Annotated in this window: 18 protein-coding genes; 15 read left to right on the top strand and 3 right to left on the bottom strand. The window is 48.4% G+C overall.

Annotated elements, in window-relative coordinates:
• Positions 1-169 precede the first annotated feature (169 nt).
• From sbmA to RN22_RS05075, 12 genes are all read left to right on the top strand, one after another.
• Positions 170-1,174, top strand: coding sequence for a peptide antibiotic transporter SbmA (sbmA, locus tag RN22_RS05130; protein ID WP_052737494.1), 1,005 nt, complete (start codon positions 170-172; stop codon positions 1,172-1,174).
• 169 nt (positions 1,175-1,343) lie between these two features.
• Positions 1,344-2,303 carry a DUF523 and DUF1722 domain-containing protein gene (locus RN22_RS05125; RefSeq protein WP_046303380.1) on the top strand — a complete coding sequence of 320 codons (960 nt, stop codon included), beginning with the start codon at positions 1,344-1,346 and terminating at the stop codon, positions 2,301-2,303.
• Positions 2,293-3,132, top strand: coding sequence for a MerR family transcriptional regulator (locus RN22_RS05120; protein WP_046303379.1), 840 nt, complete (start codon positions 2,293-2,295; stop codon positions 3,130-3,132). The genes RN22_RS05125 and RN22_RS05120 overlap by 11 nt, the downstream gene beginning before the upstream one ends.
• A gap of 13 nt (positions 3,133-3,145) precedes the next feature.
• A complete protein-coding gene (gene phrB, locus RN22_RS05115) occupies positions 3,146-4,597 on the top strand; it encodes a deoxyribodipyrimidine photo-lyase (RefSeq protein WP_046303378.1) in 1,452 nt (483 codons plus the stop codon).
• The gene (locus RN22_RS05110) at positions 4,594-5,043 is read left to right on the top strand and encodes a nuclear transport factor 2 family protein (RefSeq protein WP_046303377.1); all 450 of its coding nucleotides are present in this window, start codon (positions 4,594-4,596) and stop codon (positions 5,041-5,043) included. Before phrB ends, RN22_RS05110 begins: the two co-directional genes overlap by 4 nt.
• Positions 5,040-5,768 (top strand): SDR family NAD(P)-dependent oxidoreductase, encoded by a 729-nt coding sequence (locus RN22_RS05105; RefSeq protein ID WP_046303376.1) that lies wholly within the window; start codon positions 5,040-5,042, stop codon positions 5,766-5,768. Before RN22_RS05110 ends, RN22_RS05105 begins: the two co-directional genes overlap by 4 nt.
• A complete protein-coding gene (locus RN22_RS05100) occupies positions 5,768-7,060 on the top strand; it encodes an NAD(P)/FAD-dependent oxidoreductase (protein WP_046303375.1) in 1,293 nt (430 codons plus the stop codon). Before RN22_RS05105 ends, RN22_RS05100 begins: the two co-directional genes overlap by 1 nt.
• On the top strand, positions 7,057-7,794 hold the full coding sequence (locus RN22_RS05095) for a DUF1365 domain-containing protein (RefSeq protein ID WP_046303374.1): 738 nt from the start codon (positions 7,057-7,059) through the stop codon (positions 7,792-7,794). Before RN22_RS05100 ends, RN22_RS05095 begins: the two co-directional genes overlap by 4 nt.
• Before the next feature lie 2 nt (positions 7,795-7,796).
• A complete protein-coding gene (locus tag RN22_RS05090) occupies positions 7,797-9,035 on the top strand; it encodes a cyclopropane-fatty-acyl-phospholipid synthase family protein (protein ID WP_046303373.1) in 1,239 nt (412 codons plus the stop codon).
• A gap of 24 nt (positions 9,036-9,059) precedes the next feature.
• Positions 9,060-9,596 carry a DUF2878 domain-containing protein gene (locus RN22_RS05085; protein ID WP_046303372.1) on the top strand — a complete coding sequence of 179 codons (537 nt, stop codon included), beginning with the start codon at positions 9,060-9,062 and terminating at the stop codon, positions 9,594-9,596.
• Positions 9,542-10,138 (top strand): chalcone isomerase family protein, encoded by a 597-nt coding sequence (locus RN22_RS05080; protein WP_231590850.1) that lies wholly within the window; start codon positions 9,542-9,544, stop codon positions 10,136-10,138. The genes RN22_RS05085 and RN22_RS05080 overlap by 55 nt, the downstream gene beginning before the upstream one ends.
• Positions 10,135-10,659, top strand: a complete 525-nt coding sequence (locus tag RN22_RS05075; protein WP_046303371.1) for a DUF3833 domain-containing protein — start codon at positions 10,135-10,137, stop codon at positions 10,657-10,659. Before RN22_RS05080 ends, RN22_RS05075 begins: the two co-directional genes overlap by 4 nt.
• Here the strand turns inward: RN22_RS05075 and RN22_RS05070 are convergent.
• Positions 10,656-12,287 carry a DUF2813 domain-containing protein gene (locus RN22_RS05070; protein ID WP_046303370.1) on the bottom strand — a complete coding sequence of 544 codons (1,632 nt, stop codon included), beginning with the start codon at positions 12,285-12,287 and terminating at the stop codon, positions 10,656-10,658. The genes RN22_RS05075 and RN22_RS05070 overlap by 4 nt on opposite strands.
• A 242-nt stretch (positions 12,288-12,529) precedes the next feature.
• Here RN22_RS05070 and RN22_RS05065 point away from each other — a divergent pair, with 242 nt between their 5' ends.
• Together RN22_RS05065 and RN22_RS05060 are read left to right on the top strand one after the other, a co-directional pair.
• Complete coding sequence (locus RN22_RS05065) at positions 12,530-13,435, top strand: LysR family transcriptional regulator (RefSeq protein ID WP_046303369.1); 906 nt, start codon at positions 12,530-12,532, stop codon at positions 13,433-13,435.
• Between the two features lie 65 nt (positions 13,436-13,500).
• A complete protein-coding gene (locus RN22_RS05060; protein WP_046303368.1) occupies positions 13,501-13,803 on the top strand; it encodes a Dabb family protein in 303 nt (100 codons plus the stop codon).
• Positions 13,804-13,875: 72 nt separating this feature from the next.
• Here RN22_RS05060 and RN22_RS05055 read toward each other — a convergent pair whose 3' ends face one another.
• Together RN22_RS05055 and RN22_RS05050 are read right to left on the bottom strand one after the other, a co-directional pair.
• The gene (locus RN22_RS05055; RefSeq protein ID WP_046303367.1) at positions 13,876-16,557 is read right to left on the bottom strand and encodes a bifunctional acetate--CoA ligase family protein/GNAT family N-acetyltransferase; all 2,682 of its coding nucleotides are present in this window, start codon (positions 16,555-16,557) and stop codon (positions 13,876-13,878) included.
• Positions 16,532-16,789, bottom strand: coding sequence for a hypothetical protein (locus RN22_RS05050; RefSeq protein WP_046303366.1), 258 nt, complete (start codon positions 16,787-16,789; stop codon positions 16,532-16,534). Before RN22_RS05050 ends, RN22_RS05055 begins: the two co-directional genes overlap by 26 nt.
• Here RN22_RS05050 and RN22_RS25585 point away from each other — a divergent pair.
• Positions 16,788-17,336, top strand: coding sequence for an SPOR domain-containing protein (locus RN22_RS25585; RefSeq protein WP_046303365.1), 549 nt, complete (start codon positions 16,788-16,790; stop codon positions 17,334-17,336). The two genes, RN22_RS05050 and RN22_RS25585, sit on opposite strands and share 2 nt — an antisense overlap.

Here is a 17,336-nt window from a genome sequence, read left to right as displayed (position 1 = left end):
GAGTTGACTGACGTCGTGCTCGTTGTTGTCCCTTTTTGATGGAGGTGACTACACCTACAAAGGGACGCCGCGATCACAACGCCAGTCAAACTCGCTGAATTAGGCATCTTCAGGTTGTTTGGGTATATATGCACTCAAAGAGTCACACAGAGTTTTGGGAAGTGTTTATATGTTTAAATCTTTTTTTCTGGATAGACGCTGGTTTCACTGGTCGATTTTAGGCTCCGCGCTCATTCTTTACGTGACCTGGTACAAAGTAGAGTTGGATGTTCAGATAAATGAATGGTTCGGTTCCTTCTACAACCTGATTCAAAAAGCGCTCTCTGAGCCAAATACCGTCGAGTTTGACGAGTTCCTTTCCTCATGCCTCGAGTTCTTGACCATTGCGACCATCTACATTGTTGTGGCCGTGATTCTTGAATTCTTTATTCGCCACTACGTTTTTCGATGGCGAACAGCGATGAATGATTATTACGTTTCACACTGGAGCAAAATTCGCCACATCGAAGGGGCGTCTCAACGTATTCAGGAAGACACGATGCGATTTGCCCGCATCATGGAGTCTCTGGGCGTTAGCTTTATGCGTTCTGTGATGACACTGTTTGCCTTCCTGCCGATTCTTTGGGTGTTAAGTGAAAATATCACTGAGCTGCCTTGGATAGGCGAAGTGTCCCGCTCGCTGGTATATATCGCCATCTGCTCGGCACTGTTCGGTACTGTGCTTCTAGCCGTTGTGGGCATAAAGCTGCCGGGATTAGAGTTTAAAAACCAGAAAGTCGAAGCGGCCTACCGGAAGGAGTTGGTTTATGGCGAAGACCACGAAGACCGTGCAGAGCCGGAATCGCTGAAAGAACTGTTTTTTAACGTGAGACGAAACTATTTCAATCTTTACCGCCATTACCTCTACTTCGATATTGCTAAATGGTCGTATCTACAGGGAACCGTGATTGTTCCGTACATTGCACTGGGGCCAACCATTGTGTCAGGTGCCGTTACCTTGGGTGTTCTGCAGCAAATTATTCGTGCATTTGGCAAGGTTGAGGATTCTTTCCAGTTCCTTGTGAACTCTTGGTCAACCATTGTTGAGCTCATGTCTATCTACAAGCGCCTTAAAGGCTTTGAAGAGCAGATTGACTTAGCAATTGAAGCCGAACAGTCCGCTGCGGCCGATTAACCTTTGAAAACTGCGAACTGAAACGCCTCTCCTGACCAAGGAGAGGCGTTTTTTATTGCATGGCGCAAATTTATCACCTTGTACACAAAAAAATAATTGTACAAGAGTGATCCTTTCTTATCCTTAAGTTGTACAAACATAAAAATATGTATAACTAAGGAACAGCGTTATGACGATCAAACTGGGAGTGAGTGCTTGTGTTATTGGCGATCAAGTTCGTTTCGACAGTGGACATAAGCGAAGTCATTTTGTGGCGAGCGAACTCGAACCCTTTGTAGAGTTTGTTCCTGTCTGCCCTGAAGTTGGCATTGGCCTGCCAGTGCCAAGACCTACCATTCGTCTGTTGGATCGTGGTGAACCTATTGGTGTGCGCTTGGTGGAAACCAAAGATGCAGATGCTGACCATACAGAGAAGATGGTTGATTTCAGTAAGAAGAAAGCCGAACACCTCGCGGGGATGGAGCTTTGCGGTTACGTTGTTTGTGCAAAATCCCCAACCTGTGGTATGGAACGCGTCAAGGTATACCGTGAGAATGGTTATGTGGCTTCTGAAAAGATTGGGGTAGGGCTTTACACCCAGCAATTGATAGAACGCATGCCATGGTTGCCTATCGAGGAAGATGGTCGCCTTAATGACCCTGTACTTCGTGAAAACTTTGTTTTCCGCATCTTTGCCCTTCGAGACTTCTACGATTCGATGGCTGATGGACTTTCCCGTAGAGCAATTGTTGAATTCCATTCACGCTACAAACTCGTTTTGATGGCGCACTCGCCATCTGCCTACAAAGAACTGGGCAAGTTCGTCGCAGACATTGCCAACCACGATATTAATGATTTTTACGCTGAATACCGAACCCGCTTTATGCAAGCCATTACGAAACGTGCGACGCGCAAGAACAACACCAATGTGTTGATGCACCTGCAAGGTTATTTCAAACGCGCACTCGACAAGCAACAGAAAGCGGAACTGGCGGATCTCATTCATGCGTACCGAAGGGGGACCATGCCGTTGCTGGCGCCTCTTACTCTCATTAATCACCACTTGAACCAAAATCCGGATCCTTATCTGGCTCAACAGAGCTACCTGAATCCTTATCCGGATAGCTTGAGATTACGTTATGGACTCTAAAAAGAAACTGTTGTCTATCGGCGAAGTGTCAGAGCGTACCGGGGTGAATTCCGTCACCCTTCGTGCCTGGCAGCGTCGCTATGGCTTGGTCACCCCGCAACGCACCCCCAAAGGGCATCGCCTCTACTCTGAGCAGGATGTTCAACACATTCAGGAGATTTTGTCTTGGTTAGACAAAGGGGTACCAGTCAGCCAAGTGAAAGAGTTGCTTGGGGTAAACGAGAACCATGTCGAGAACGTCCAAAATTTGCCGGAATGGGATACGTTAAAAAATCTGGTGACCAATTTCGAAGTGAAAGCGTTGGAAGCCAGGCTTTATGAGCTCACCAAAAACTACCCCATTCAGGTATTGGAATCGAAGCTGTTCGAACCGTTAACCGATTGGTTTGACAAACAAACCTCTGAAGCCGGTGCCTTGTGCGCACAGATATGGCGTGCGCAACTGAACAACGTACTGGTTCACTGCTTGCATATGAACAAGAAAGTGAAGGGCAAACAGAAGTGTTGGATTGTCAGTGTTACGCGGGACCAAAGCTTCCGCTTTTACCTGAAAGCGCTGGCGCTACAGTCTGAGGGTTACACTGTCACTACTCTTGGTGGTGTGGGTGCAGGGTTGTCCATCCTCGGTAAAAGCATGGTGGATAAAGGGGTTTCACGGTTTGTTATTCATTCCGATCAGGCCTTTACGCCCGCGATGAAAAGGGAAATTGCCGAATTAATGATGTCGGCTGATCTCCAGGTAGAAGTATCAGGTGAATGCACCAAGATTCACCCAGAACTCGCAATGGCAAGCATGGGCTTGGCCAATAGACCACATAACAGCATGTAGAGGGAGCGTAAGGATGAAGCTGGTTTGGTTTAGGAGAGATCTCCGAATAAAGGACAACATCGCGTTGACCGAGGCCTGCCGCAGTGGTGAGCCTGTGATTGCCATATACTATGAAACGCCAATTCAGTGGCGTTCGCATCGTCTGGCTCCTATCCAGGCAGATTTAATCCGTCGGCGTTTAGTGGTGCTTCAACAGGAATTGGAAGCGCTGAAAATCCCTCTGTTGGTGCGTTCGGTAGATACTTATAAAGACATCAATTACTCCCTTGCGCAGTTGTGCCAGCAATATCAAATTGCCGATATCTACTGCACACGGGATTACGAGTCTGACGAAGTTGATCGTGATAACTCGATTGCAGGCATGCTCAGCTTGACAGGGACCCAACTTCACCGCTTCGATTACAAATGCATCTTTGCACCTGGCACGGTCACGAACGGTGCTGGCAACACCTATCGTGTATTTACCCCGTTCAAGAAGGCGTGGATTGCCAGAGCAAGAGCGGAAAACATAGCACCACTGAGTGCGCCAGAACCAGTGCAAACTAATGCGCTCACGTCCTCGCTTCTACGTCAGCCTAGTAATGTGTCTTTCAGGTATCCGCAAAGAGATTCTGTAGGCTGGCCGATTGATGATAGTGCCATCATTCAGCGCTTACGAGACTTCTGCCGCTATCGTGTGGATCAGTATGACACCACACGAGATTTCCCAGCTGTTCCTGCTACCAGTCAGCTGTCTCCATACCTTGCGATTGGCGCAGTATCGCCACGTCAGTGCTTAGCACGATTGCTGGTGGAAGAGCAGAGCTGTTTTGATAAGGACTCAGGAGGGGCCAATGTTTGGCTGTCAGAATTGGTGTGGCGGGAGTTTTATCAGCACATCGTCGCAGCATATACCGATATCAGCAAAGGCAAAGCATTCCTCGATTGGACTGAAACCATCGAATGGAACCGCGATGAACTGCTGTTCGAACGATGGAAACAAGGCCGCACGGGTTTCCCTATTGTGGATGCCGCTATGCGCCAACTCAAAGACACAGGATGGATGCATAACCGCCTTCGTATGATCGTGGCGAGCTTCCTGGTTAAAGACCTTCATATAGATTGGCGATGGGGTGAGCAGTACTTCATGTCCAAGCTGATTGATGGCGATTTTGCCGCAAATAACGGTGGTTGGCAGTGGTCTGCATCAGTAGGTACCGATGCCCAACCTTATTTTCGTGTGTTTAATCCCACCGCTCAAAGTAAAAAATTTGATCCTAATGTGCGTTTCATCCGTAGATGGTTGAAAGAACTGGAGTCTGTTCCAGACAAGGCGCTTCACGAACCCCATGTTTGGGCAGAGAAAAATGGTATTGAGCTCTCCTATCCGAAGCCGGTCGTTGACCACAAATTGGCAAGAGAGAGAGCCATCCAAATGTTCGAGATGGCGAAGAGCTATCAGAACACGCACAGGGCAGAATCATGATGCAAACAGCAGCCACATCACAAAGCGATACACTAGACAGATTCATTTCTGTCTACACATCTCTACGCAAGGACAACCTGAACTCCTTGGATGAGATTTACAGCGAAGATGTTGTGTTTGAAGATCCCGCTCACCGCATTGAAGGGTACGACAATCTTTCACGGTATTTCGAATCCATGTACACCAATGTCACTGACTGTCGATTTGATATTCATGACCATGCTGTAAATGGTGACGTCGCCTTCATCAGCTGGACCATGACGTTATCTCACCCAAAGCTGGAAGGCGGTGCTGAGCGCGCAGTGAAAGGATGTACTCGGCTGGTATTGAAAGAAGGGCGTGTGGTTGTGCACCGCGACTATTTCGATTTGGGTGAAATGCTGTACGAAGCGTTACCTGTACTTGGCTCTGCCGTCAAAATGATCAAAAAGAGACTGGGCCAATGAAACGTGTACTCATTACAGGGGCAACATCAGGTATTGGTTTGCAACTAGCAAAAGACTACTCCGCTGATGGCTGGGATGTCACGGCATGTGGCAGAAACGTGATTGCTTTGCTTTCCTGGTCAAAAGGGCGTGACAACGTCACCGTCTTGAGTTTTGACGCCACAGACTCATCGGCCACTAAACAGGCGTTAATGCAAAACGAAACGCCTTTTGATCTCATTATCCTGAATGCTGGCACCTGTGAGTATATTGACCATGGTGAAGTTGACGTATCGCTGTTTAGACGCGTTTTCGACATCAATTTGTTTGGCGTACTGAATTGTATAGAAGCGCTTCAGAGCAACTTCCAACAAGGCACCCATTTAGCTCTCATGGGCTCAACCGCTGCGTATCTTGGTCTTCCCAGAGCAGAAGCATACGGCGCATCCAAAGCGGCAATTTCCTATCTTGCACGCTCTCTCTCGGTAGACTTAGAAAACAAAGGAGTGACGGTGTCACTTATATCGCCAGGTTTCGTGAAAACGCCGCTCACCGATAAGAACGACTTCGATATGCCTATGCTGGTGACGCCAGAAGAAGCGTCAGAATCCATTCGGCATGGGTTGGCCAAAAAGAAAGTAGAAGTGCACTTTCCGAAGAAGTTCAGTTACTTCCTAAAATTTCTTTCTTCACTTCCAATGGCAATGCAACTCGCGCTGGTAAGAAAAATAACAAGGAAAGCATAATGAAAATTGCAATTATCGGCTCAGGCATTTCTGGCCTGACGTGTGCGCACTACCTGCATAAAGAACATGACATCACGCTGTTTGAATACAACGACTACATCGGTGGACATACCGCAACAGTAGATGTCGAAGTCGCCAGCGGTCACTATGCCATTGATACCGGCTTTATTGTTTTCAACGATCGTACTTACCCAAATTTTCAGCGCTTGATGGCGGACATCGGCATCGGTGCGCAAGAAACCGAAATGAGCTTTAGCGTCCACAATGATGATAATGGCCTCGAATATAACGGCCATAGCGTGGCTTCGCTGTTTGCCCAGAAACGGAATCTTTTTAACCCGCAGTTCTATAAGTTCATCTCTGAAATCCTGCGGTTCAATAAAGAGGCGCGTGAAGCTTATGCGCTTTCTACCCATGGTGATCCGCTAATTGAGCAGACGCTGGGAGACTTTCTGACCCATCGCAATTTCAGTGAGTATTTCTGCCAGAACTACATCCTGCCTATGGGTGCTGCGATCTGGTCATCGACGCTGTCTGATATGCGAGCTTTCCCATTGAAGTTTTTCCTGCGCTTTTTTGCCAACCACGGCTTGCTGGAAGTAGCAAACCGCCCGCAATGGTATGTCATCCCAGGAGGCTCTCGAGAGTACGTGCGTAAGATGGTGCCTGCTTTTGAAGATAGCATTCGTCTCAATGCCCGAGTAAAACAGGTGATTCGATACCCTGACCATGTCGTTGTTGAGTCTGAAAAGGGTGAAGAGTACTTCGATAAAGTCATTTTCGCCTGCCACAGTGATCAGGCGCTTGCACTTCTGGCTGACCCAAGCCAACACGAAACGGAGGTGCTTGGAGACATCGATTACCAGGACAACGATGTTGTTCTGCATACCGATGAAAAAATGCTGCCAGAGCGTAAAGCCGCATGGGCGAGCTGGAACTATCATCTCGGCAAGAATGACGGACGCGAATCCCGCGCCGCTGCGCTGACCTACAACATGAATATCCTTCAGGGCATCAAGTCTCCTGAAACCTTCTGCGTGACGCTCAACCAAACCGATCACATAGACGAATCCAAGATCCTGAGAAAGTTCGTATACGCCCATCCGGTGTTTGACCAGAAATGTATCGCGGCACAGAAAAAACGCGAACTGGTTTCCGGTGTAAATAACACCTGGTTCTGCGGCGCATACTGGTACAACGGATTCCATGAAGATGGCGTTCGAAGCGCACTCGACGTTGTGGCAGGCATTAACAGCAATGTTGAGCCAATGCCGCTACGGAGTGCGTCATGAGTGGTGATTCGCTCAGCGGCCTGTTCGTCGGCAGCGTTCGGCACCGCCGATTTACGCCGGTAGAGCATGTATTTTCGTACCCGATGTTTATGCCCATGATTGATTTGGATGAAGTCGACTCGCTCACTAAATCGGTAAGAGGTTTCACAACCAAAAAGTGGGGAATGGCGTCGTTTCACAGGCCTGACTACATGGAAGGTCGGGAGGATACGAAGAAAGCGGTTCAAGACAAAATCTACACGCTGACCGGGAAACGCTACAACGGCAAGGTATTAGCGCTTTGCCATCTCCGATACTTCGGCTTGTATTTCAGCCCAGTGAATTTCTACTACCTCTATGACGAGGAAGATCGTTGGACTTATATGCTTGCAGAAGTCAGCAATACGCCGTGGAACCAGCGACATTACTACGCGGTTCCTGCGGGTAGACATTGGGAGAACAATAAGGCATTTCACGTCTCTCCCTTTAACCCGATAGATCAAAAGTACGTTTGGAAGCTGCGTCCTGTTGATAAAACAGCCTTTGTTCATCTCGAAACGCATCGGGAAGGGCGGGAGTTTGACGCCACACTCGCCATGTCGAAGAAGCCATTCACTTCGTCTGAGCTCACCAACCTTATCGCTAAAACGCCCGTGATGACGGTAAAGGTCGTGTTTTCGATCTACTGGCAAGCGCTAAAACTCTGGATAAAAGGCGCGCCATTTTACGGTCATCCTGAACAGGCAAAGGAGTAATTATGTATTCAAGCAATATCGAATCATCAGCCTGGCCAGTCACGAAGAAGGATACCTTCGCAAGAAGCATGTTGGTTTCCACGTTTGGCTACCTTGAAGGCGCTTCATTGACCTTGGTCGATTTCGACGGGCAGACTCAAAAGCTGGGTGATCCTAATGCTGATCTTCCTGCAGAAGTGATTATCCGCCACCCAGGATTTTACCGTCGTGTGCTGACAGGCGGCAGTATTGGCGCAGCCGAGGCATATATCGATGGTTGGTGGGACTCTCCCGATTTAACCGCTGTCATCCGTGCTGTGTGCAGAAACCTGCCAGCTTTGGATCGACTAGAAAGCAAAGTGGGATGGATTGCCAATATTGCTACCAAATTTGCGCATTGGAAAAATCGCAATACCAAAGAGAACTCGCGTTCTAATATCTCTGCGCATTACGATTTGGGTAACGATCTTTACGAACGTTTCCTGGATCAGGAGATGCTTTATTCCAGCGGTATTTATGAGAGTGACACCGATACGCTAGAACGCGCTCAGTTCCTCAAAATGGATCGTTTGTGCCGACAGCTCAAACTGACGCCTTCTGACCACCTCTTAGAAATAGGTACCGGCTGGGGCGGTATGGCTATTCACGCGGCTAAACATTACGGCTGCCGCGTGACAACAACGACGATTTCCAACGAGCAATATGAGTGGGCGAAAAGTCGCGTCGAGCAAGAGGGGTTAAGCGATAGGATCACGCTACTGAAAGAAGATTATCGTGATTTGGAAGGACAATACGACAAGCTTGTTTCCATTGAAATGATCGAAGCGGTAGGCAAACAGTTCCTGACGACCTACATCAAAAAGTGTGAATCTCTATTAAAGCCAAATGGTCTGATGGCCATTCAGGCGATCACCATTGCTGACCAACGTTACGAGCACTACAGCAGCAATGTGGACTTTATTCAAAAGCATATTTTCCCTGGTGGTTTCCTGCCTTCCGTTAGCGTGTTGCTGGACCAATTTACGCGCCAGAGTGACCTTGTGGTGCGTGACTTGAAGGACATTGGCCTGGATTATGCCAAGACCCTTGAAGAGTGGCACCAGCGCTTCAACGACAACCTGACAGAGCTGGCCGAATTGGGTTATGACGAGCGTTTCGCGCGTTTGTGGCGTTATTACTTCTGCTACTGCGAAGGCGGGTTCAGAGAACGTACCATCAGCACTGTCCAGCTGGTGCTAAGCCGTCCTGATTGGCGTGATTAATCCCGATGTAACTAAGGAGGAAGCATGCGAGTTGTCTTGATATCACTGGCGTTCAATGCCTACTGGTTCGCTGCTGTGCTGGGTCAAAACAGTATGCTTCCTTTCCTGGTGCTTTCCCTTATCGGTGCTGTGTTGCTTGATAGAGGCGTGTTGTTTGCGACACCGCTTTTTACGCTGATCGGTGTGGCTGGCGACAGCGTATTAACCCACTTACAAGTGTTGAATTTCGACACCTCCTACATGCCTCTATGGCTTGGGTTCCTTTGGGCAGGATTTGGAACGTACATCTGGCTGGTTCGTGATTGGCTGATGGAAAAGCCGCTCTGGCTACTAGCCATTGTTGGTGCAGTCGGCGGTGCAGGGAGCTGCTTAGGAGGAGAGCGCCTTGGCGCGGTTGAGTTCTCTATGACGCTTGTAAACACTGCCCTTGTCCTAGCTGCAGCTTGGTTCATCTACAGTGTTGTATTCCTTGTCATCTTAAAACGTCTTTCAGGGAAGGGGGAGACATGTTCAAAATCACATCTTTCCATGACAGAAAAATCGCTGGCCGAAAAAGAGTAACGGCACTTTTTTCTGCATTCCTCTTAGCGTTCACGCTGTCTGCATCAATCTCAGCCAGCCCCACAGGCATGCAAACCTCAGAAGATTGGGCTTGGTGGAAACCTGTTGGCGCGGCATCTCTGACTTGGGGCTTCTGGAAAATCTATGACAGCGAACTCCGCACGCCGAGTGGTCAGTTCGAACCAGCCAATGGTGATCCGCTCGCGCTTGTTATTACATACAGCCGTGACATTGATGCGGACGATCTTCTCGATGCAACAGTAGAACAGTGGGAGCACCTTGGATTCAGTCAACAGCAAATTGAAGCATGGTTGCCGAACATGGAGGGCGTATGGCCAGACGTCAAAGAGGGAGACAGATTGATCTACGTGCTTTCCCAGGACAAAGGCCAGTTTTTCTATCAACCCAAACAAGGAAAAGCAGAGCCAACAGGCACCCTGAACAATGCCAATCTCGCTAACGCTTTTTCCGCGATTTGGCTATCACCAGCCACTGCCTACCCATCACTTCGTCTTGCTTTAATTGGAGGAAATACTGAGTGAAGAAACTCATCGCTGCTTTTGCATTGATCACCGCATTGGTTGGTTGTTCAGCGTCGTTAGAAGATTACAAAGCGACGAGTCCCGCCTTTAATCTGTTTGAGTATTTTGAAGGAGAGACCTTGGCTTGGGGAATGGTGCAGGATTATACCGGGAAGCAAACCCGTCGTTTTGAAGTCAGCATTGTCGGCACCGTTGAAGGTAGCAAGATCACCTTGGATGAAGACTTTATTTTTGATGATGGTGAAAAACAAAAACGGATATGGACTATTACTCGGCTCGAAGACGGCAGCTACGAAGGCACGGCGGATGATGTCGTGGGAATCGCGACGGGAAGTGAATCTGGCAATGCCCTGAACTGGGTTTACGATCTCAGTGTGGAAGTCGGCGACAGTAGTTATGTGCTGACACTCGACGACTGGCTTTACCGTCAGGACGAAAAGCGTGCTTTCAACTTAACCTCAATGAAGAAGTTTGGTATTGAGGTAGGAAGGATCTCCATTTTCTTCGAAAAGCAGGATTAACCCGCTCCCCGCGCCATACTCACCACCCGCTGCACTATCCATCTCAGAAGCAGCGGGATATCATCTTCTAAATGTTGCTCCGTGTATTCGATGATGGCTAATGCGGCATCTGGTTTGGCGTACTTTTTCAATGCACGCGCAATGATTTTCTTAGGAGCAATGTAGGTATTACCTTCAATGTGCGCCATTTCCCGGAACAGTGGTTCGTATCCGTGGTTAAACAGGTAATGCTCGATGTCTCTGTCTGGAAGCACAGTCAGTCGGTGCTTTTCCTTTTCCCCGTCTAGTTTGCTCCGCGCTGTGTGGGCATATTTTTGGCCTGCCATGTCACCGTCTGCAATCACATGCCATTCCATGCCCAAAGCAATCGCGAGTTTGATAAGGGGTTTCAAGCCACTCTGAGCAAACTCTATCAGTTGGACACCTTCCGCCGCTAAGTCATAGCCTTGAATGCGTGCCATCTCATTGAACAGCCAAACTTCTGTTTCACCTTCTACCAGAAGCCAACATCGAGCGAATAGGGCGCTTGGGCGGTGAAAACGGACATGAAAAGACACTCTACGTTCTTCGTCTTTGCTTAAACGATTCGGTGGAACTTGATGGGATTCTGTTTGTGTCGCGCCACGTTCCAAACGTCGAATACTGTTGAGTGGCACTGCAGATAGTAAATCACCACTGTTGGTGGTCAGGATTTTCTGCATTGGCATGATGCTGATAAGTCGCCACGCCTGATTAAGCAGGGTTGGATGTAGTCGACTTTCCGGATCTTCGAAGATCACAATAGGACGCGCGTTGGCTTTTAGCTGTTTTGGCCCACGGGCACGAACGAAAGTACTTAGCAAACCCATTAACAAAAGACGACTGTGATTAGAGGTGTTATTGGCCACCATCTCAAGTGGATGCACATAATTCGCACGCATGTTCAGGTGTCGGGAAGGTTCGATTTCCGCGGGTGAGCGGTTGTGGCTGTCAAACGCAAAGTAATGGTCAAGCAAGGTCCGCATGGCCTTCAAGCCGCTGCGGACTTCGCCTTTATTCACGTGACCGGGTTTCTGCTGCAGTCGTTTAACCGTATTTTCCAGCCGTTTTTCCAGCCTGGTTTTGTTGCCATTCAAATCAAGGTCGCTGTCGCGCAAACGACGTGCATCCTGAATACGGATAATAGGATGCAAAAGAATCAGCTTACGGGCGAGGGCTTCACTGTTTGGGGTCTCAATGACCTTCCCTTGCTCATCGAGAAAGTCGCGGGAAATGGTGATTTTGCCGTCAACGTGAAGCGCATTAATGTGGAAGTCTAGTCGGCGAAGTCCATTGTCATCACTCCCGTTCCATACTTCATTAAACTGGCGGTAACGGCGTGCTCTATGCTCACCGGAAAAGGTCTCAATCCAACGAAAAATGATCTGGATTTGGTTGGTTTGCGCGTTGCCAAGCGTATGGTCAATATGGAAATCAGAGCGAACAAATTCGTAATGCTCACCTGATGAGGGTAAACAAAGGGAAAGAGCGTCTAAGAGTGAGCTTTTACCCCAAGCATTTTCGCCGATGAGCACGGTAAGCTCATCAAGACTTAAAGACAGGCGGCGAATGCCTCTGAAACCAGAAATCTCAATGCGGTCTAACTTCATAATCACCTCTTTATTAAGCCTAAGACACATAACGAGCGAGTGGAGGTGTGTGTTTCACGGATTTACTGATGTAGAAGATTTTTCTGTTTTCTATCAGCTGATTGTGACACATTTGAAATAGTCATAATTTTTGGTGTATCCCGAAACGAATACAAAATGACTCTTATCGGGTCATATAAAGACCTAAGCCCGAAACGACATCAAAAATGGCTTTGGAACTAGAACAAGGAACGAATTAACCCATGCTATCTTTCGAAGCTCTTCAAGTACTGGATGCAATCGACCGCAAAGGAAGCTTTGCGGCTGCCGCTGATTCTCTTAATCGCGCGCCTTCCTCTTTAAGTTATCAGGTTCAAAAGCTCGAACAGGAGCTGGATTTGGTGATCTTCGACCGTTCCGGTCACAAAGCGATTTTCACCGATGCAGGGAAATTGCTGCTTGAAAGAGGCAGGATCCTGATGAATGCCGCCGATGAATTGGTGGCGGATGCTAAGTCTCTGGCTCATGGTTGGGAGTTGGATATCACCATTGCATTTGATGGCTTACTCACTGCGAGACACTTTTTCCCGCTGGTGGATAAGTTGGGTAGAGAGGCCAGCACGCGTGTTCGTTTACAGGAAGAAATCCTCGCCGGTGCCTGGGAATCTCTGGAAGAAGACCGCACGGATATTCTCATTAGCCCCAAACCGCCTGCTGCGCCGCCAGGTATTAAAATGCAGGAAATCGGCTTTTCAGATGGTTATTGGGTAGCGGCAGCTAATCATCCTATTCACCGTCATGCCAATCCTTATGATGCGGATGTTCGTCGGCTTTATCGCAGTATTTCGGTTGCTGATTCTGCGCGAAATGCCAAGACGTATACGTTCAATATCCTAGATGAACAGCCACGCCTAACGGTTTCTTCGATGACGGAGAAATACCACGCTATTCTGGACGGTTATGGTATCGGAACCATGCCAGACTGGTGGGTGAATAAAGATATTGAAGAACGGCGCTTGAAAGTCATCAAAGGTAGCGAACCTTACAAGCTCTATTGGGTAATGGCTTGGAAACGCAACCGTATGGGAAATGCGAAGAGCTGGATGATCCGCGAAATTCCGCGATTACTAAAAGTGATTCAGCCAATCCCGTCAGAGAAAGTAGGATAAACAGGACTTGAGGTTTTCTTTCACCTCAATGGAAATCGCCTTTAAATCACTGCATGGAGCACCTCATGATCAGACACTTGCTGTTGGTAAAATTCAAACCGACTTCTAATGAAGCCGATCACGAAGAAATCCGCGAAGAGTTTATGTCTATGCCCGAACGTGTTGAAGGCGTCGTCTCTGTTGAATGGGGGGAGAATGACAGCCCAGAAGGGAAAAACGAAGGTTATACCCATGTTGTCTTCATGACCTTTGCTGATGAAGAAGGGCGACAGAATTATTTGTTTCACCCTGAACACGAGGCGTTGAAAGAAGTGTTTGTTCCACACATTGAAGACATCATTGTGGTGGATTACACCTTACCTGCCTGAGATGGACTATTGAGATAACAAAAAGCCGCATTATGCGGCTTTTTTGGTTTTGACTGTTTGTTCCGGAAGTGCTTATAGTGCCATGTCCATCTCGACGATGCCGTCTTGCAATTGCACGTCAATCTCAAAGCCCACTTTCTGAGCCAGTGCAATCATTCCGGAGTTTGATGGCATGGTCATACCGTTGAAACGTTTGATGCCACTCACTCGGCCATAGCTGATCACCTTCTCCATCAAAATACGGCCTAGGCCCATTCCTTTAAGATCAGAACGAACCAACACGGCAAACTCAGCATCTGTGTGGTCTGGGTTAGCAAGCGCCCGGACAACGCCCAGAATTTCATCGCTTCCATCATCCAAACGGTGAACGGCGACAAAGGCCATTTCTCGGTCGTAATCAATTTGCGTCAGATTCGCCAAGGCTTCGTGGTTCAACTCGCCCACATCGGAGAAAAAACGCTTGTAGAGATCTTCAACAGAGACATGCTCGATAAAAGACTTATGGTTAGGTTCGTCTTCGGGAAGAATAGGACGTAACAGAATGGCTCGGCCATCTTTCAGTTCAGCACGTTCTTCCAGCTCTTTCGGATATGGGCGAATCGCCAGTCGTGTGCTGCCATCGCCATCAAAAGGGCTCAGCTTGATAGAAGCATCCAACACAGTGAAGCTGTCGCCGGTCACGAGTAATGGGTGGATATCAAGTTCTGTGATTTCAGGAAAATCAATCAACATCTGTGACAGTGTCACGAGAAAATGGCAAAGCGCATTCACATCTAAATTGTACGGATGGCCGCGTTGACGTAGCTTTCCACTCTTAATGGCACCAATAACCAAATACCTTGCAAGCGCCATGTTGAGTGGTGGAATGGCTACTGCAGCATCTCGGTTTACATCCCACTCGGAACCGCCTTCACCCAATAGAATCACTGGGCCGAAAACGGGATCATGGCGAACACAAACGCGAAGTTCCTGTGAGCCCGCGCGGTTAGCCATGCTTTGGATTTGCAGGCCTTCAATTCTTGCCGTTGGGTAGGTCATGCTGACTCGGTTCAACATTAGCTGTGCTGCATTAGCCACTTCGATGGCGTTGTTTAAATCTAGCATCACGCCATTTACATCGGACTTATGAGCGATGTCAGGTGAACGAAGTTTAACCGCGACAGGATAACCGACCTGTTCAGTGATTTGCGCGGCTTCAGCAGCATCAGATGCCAACCAGGTTGCCATCACGTTAATACCGTATTTTGAAAGGAAAGGACGGGCTTCATGGGTGGTTAAGGTGCGCAGATTTTCTTCCAGTGCCTGCTCAATAAGCGCTTTCCCACCTTCAACGTCATAATCTATTTGGCCGATAGAGGTTGGTGTTTCCATTAATTGCTTCTGGTTTCTTCTGTACTCAACCAAGTGCATGAATGCGGTAACAGCACTTTCTGGTGTGCGGTAAGCCGGGAAGCCTGCGTGGGCGAAAGCGAGTCGTGCTACGGTGGCATCATCACTTTCACCTTGCCAGTTAGTGAGAATATTGAAGCGCTTTGCTCGTTGAGACTTTTTCAGCATGTCTGCCAGTGCTTTTGCTGTTTTTAAGCCAGGCGCAGTCACAGAGGGAGAATGAAGAATCAGCAGTGCATCGGCTTCATCACTCTCTAACAGTATTTCAGTGACCTTCTTGTAGCGCTCCGTGTCCGCATCACCCACGATATCGACAGGGTTACACTGAGACCAACTTGCAGGAAGGATGGCATCCAGCTTGGCTTTGGTTTCTTCACTCAGTACAGCCAGTTTGCCACCCATTTCCAACAAGGTATCAACGGCCATCACCGCAGGGCCGCCTCCGTTGGAAATAATCGCTAATCGCTCACCACGCAGTGGCACAGAGTGCGAAAGAGTTTCTACAGCCGCAAACAATTCGTGCGTGGTGCGCACACGCAGCATACCGGAACGTCGAATCGCAGCATCGTATGCGCCATCGAGCCCTATTTCATTCTCCTGCAAGTGAGGAAGAAGCGATGCACCTTCCGGCGTACGCCCACTTTTTAGAACCAAAACACGACGGTTACGGGAAGCCGCTCTTGCTGCGGAGATAAAGGCGCGGGCATCTTGAATATTGTCGATATACAAAAGAATGGCGTCAGTTTTACTTTCGCGGCTCAGATAATCGAGCAGTTCGGGAAAGTCGATGTCACTGGCTTCCCCTAAAGAAATAAACGTAGAAAAGCCAATTCGGCGGTTGCGCGCCCAATCCAAAATGGTGGTGCATACCGCCGCGGACTGTGAAACAAACGCGATATTCCCGCGGTTAGCGGGGATGGGAGAGAATGACGCGTTCAGGTTCAACCAAGGCAGGATCAATCCGAGGCTATTCGGGCCAATCACCCGCATCGCGTATTGAGAGGCGATGTCTCTCATCACTTCAAATTCGCTGCGACCGTCTTCTGCTTTGGTCTTTTTCATGCCGGCAGCCAGAATAATAGCCACCTTGACGCCTTTTTCGCCTAACTGGCGAATGAGTTCGCTGTTGCGAGAAGCCTGTGTGCAGAGAATGGCGAGATCAGGGACCAGAGGCAGAGCTTCAACAGTTGGATAAGCAAGGATTCCCGCCACAGCCTGATATTTGGGGGTAACTGGCATGATTGGCCCTTGGAAAGCACCAGACTGTAAGTTGCGAATAATCACGTTACCTGCGCGTCCCTGTGTGTCAGAAGCGCCGATAACGGCAATTGATTTTGGTTTAAACAGCGTATCCAGGCTGGTCATTTCGCTCTCCGACTTGGTAACCCGTAGACAGTTTACTGTTTTTCACGGCACTATGATTCAATCGGTTAGCGTGGCTGTGATCCGTAACGAAAAGCATCGCGCGATTGCCCATAAAGGCAAAATGATGTGTGACATGTGGCAGATACTTATCAGAGTGCGCTTGGTTTAAGTTGAATGAATGGCAGGGTGGGTACAGAATAAAGGCAGTGGCTCCTAAAAGTAGAATATTCATGAAGAAAATCCTTTCGATCGCTTTCACACTTGTGCTTGCTGGTTGTGCTGGTGGAACCAGTACCACACAGATTTTGACCCAGTCTTCGGAAGAAGAAGTCATGCCAGTGACTGACACTATGGCACCAGCTTCAAAACCAGAAATGACGAAACCTAAGCCAAAACCGGTAGCAGCTAAGAAACCTAAAGCGCCAGCGCCAAAACCAGTTATGACGGCTCAGAAGAAACCTAAACCGACACCAAAGCCGGTGAAAAAACCTGCTGCAGCGTCATCCACGTACACCATTCAAGTGATTGCACTGAGTCATAACAAAGGCTTCAGTGAGTACATGAACAAATTGCCTTCCGATAAGCCGGTCTGGTCAAATAAAAAGATGGTTGATGGCTTACCTTGGTACACCTTACTTTATGGCGAATTTAATTCGAAATCTGAGGCACAAAATGCGTTAAAGGCACTGCCGAATGATATCAAGCAATATGGGCCGTTTATCCGTTCCTTTGCTTCGATTAAATCGTCTGCGAACCCTGAAGTTAAGCGTTTGAACTGA

It is taken from the genome of Grimontia sp. AD028 (assembly GCF_000973155.1).
GTDB lineage: Bacteria > Pseudomonadota > Gammaproteobacteria > Enterobacterales > Vibrionaceae > Enterovibrio > Enterovibrio indicus.
The sequence above is the reverse complement of the archived record's forward strand: the minus strand, read 5'-3'. Positions and strand labels throughout refer to the sequence as shown.

Coding starts and splice junctions, on each gene's coding strand:
- RN22_RS05080 (WP_231590850.1), top strand. CDS start 9,542: ATGTTCAAAATCACATCTTTCCATGACAGAAAAATCGCTGGCCGAAAA.
- RN22_RS05085 (WP_046303372.1), top strand. CDS start 9,060: ATGCGAGTTGTCTTGATATCACTGGCGTTCAATGCCTACTGGTTCGCT.
- RN22_RS05125 (WP_046303380.1), top strand. CDS start 1,344: ATGACGATCAAACTGGGAGTGAGTGCTTGTGTTATTGGCGATCAAGTT.
- RN22_RS25585 (WP_046303365.1), top strand. CDS start 16,788: ATGAAGAAAATCCTTTCGATCGCTTTCACACTTGTGCTTGCTGGTTGT.
- RN22_RS05090 (WP_046303373.1), top strand. CDS start 7,797: ATGTATTCAAGCAATATCGAATCATCAGCCTGGCCAGTCACGAAGAAG.
- RN22_RS05120 (WP_046303379.1), top strand. CDS start 2,293: ATGGACTCTAAAAAGAAACTGTTGTCTATCGGCGAAGTGTCAGAGCGT.
- sbmA (WP_052737494.1), top strand. CDS start 170: ATGTTTAAATCTTTTTTTCTGGATAGACGCTGGTTTCACTGGTCGATT.
- RN22_RS05050 (WP_046303366.1), bottom strand. CDS start 16,789: ATGAATATTCTACTTTTAGGAGCCACTGCCTTTATTCTGTACCCACCC.
- RN22_RS05095 (WP_046303374.1), top strand. CDS start 7,057: ATGAGTGGTGATTCGCTCAGCGGCCTGTTCGTCGGCAGCGTTCGGCAC.
- phrB (WP_046303378.1), top strand. CDS start 3,146: ATGAAGCTGGTTTGGTTTAGGAGAGATCTCCGAATAAAGGACAACATC.
- RN22_RS05055 (WP_046303367.1), bottom strand. CDS start 16,557: ATGACCAGCCTGGATACGCTGTTTAAACCAAAATCAATTGCCGTTATC.
- RN22_RS05060 (WP_046303368.1), top strand. CDS start 13,501: ATGATCAGACACTTGCTGTTGGTAAAATTCAAACCGACTTCTAATGAA.
- RN22_RS05065 (WP_046303369.1), top strand. CDS start 12,530: ATGCTATCTTTCGAAGCTCTTCAAGTACTGGATGCAATCGACCGCAAA.
- RN22_RS05070 (WP_046303370.1), bottom strand. CDS start 12,287: ATGAAGTTAGACCGCATTGAGATTTCTGGTTTCAGAGGCATTCGCCGC.
- RN22_RS05110 (WP_046303377.1), top strand. CDS start 4,594: ATGATGCAAACAGCAGCCACATCACAAAGCGATACACTAGACAGATTC.
- RN22_RS05100 (WP_046303375.1), top strand. CDS start 5,768: ATGAAAATTGCAATTATCGGCTCAGGCATTTCTGGCCTGACGTGTGCG.
- RN22_RS05105 (WP_046303376.1), top strand. CDS start 5,040: ATGAAACGTGTACTCATTACAGGGGCAACATCAGGTATTGGTTTGCAA.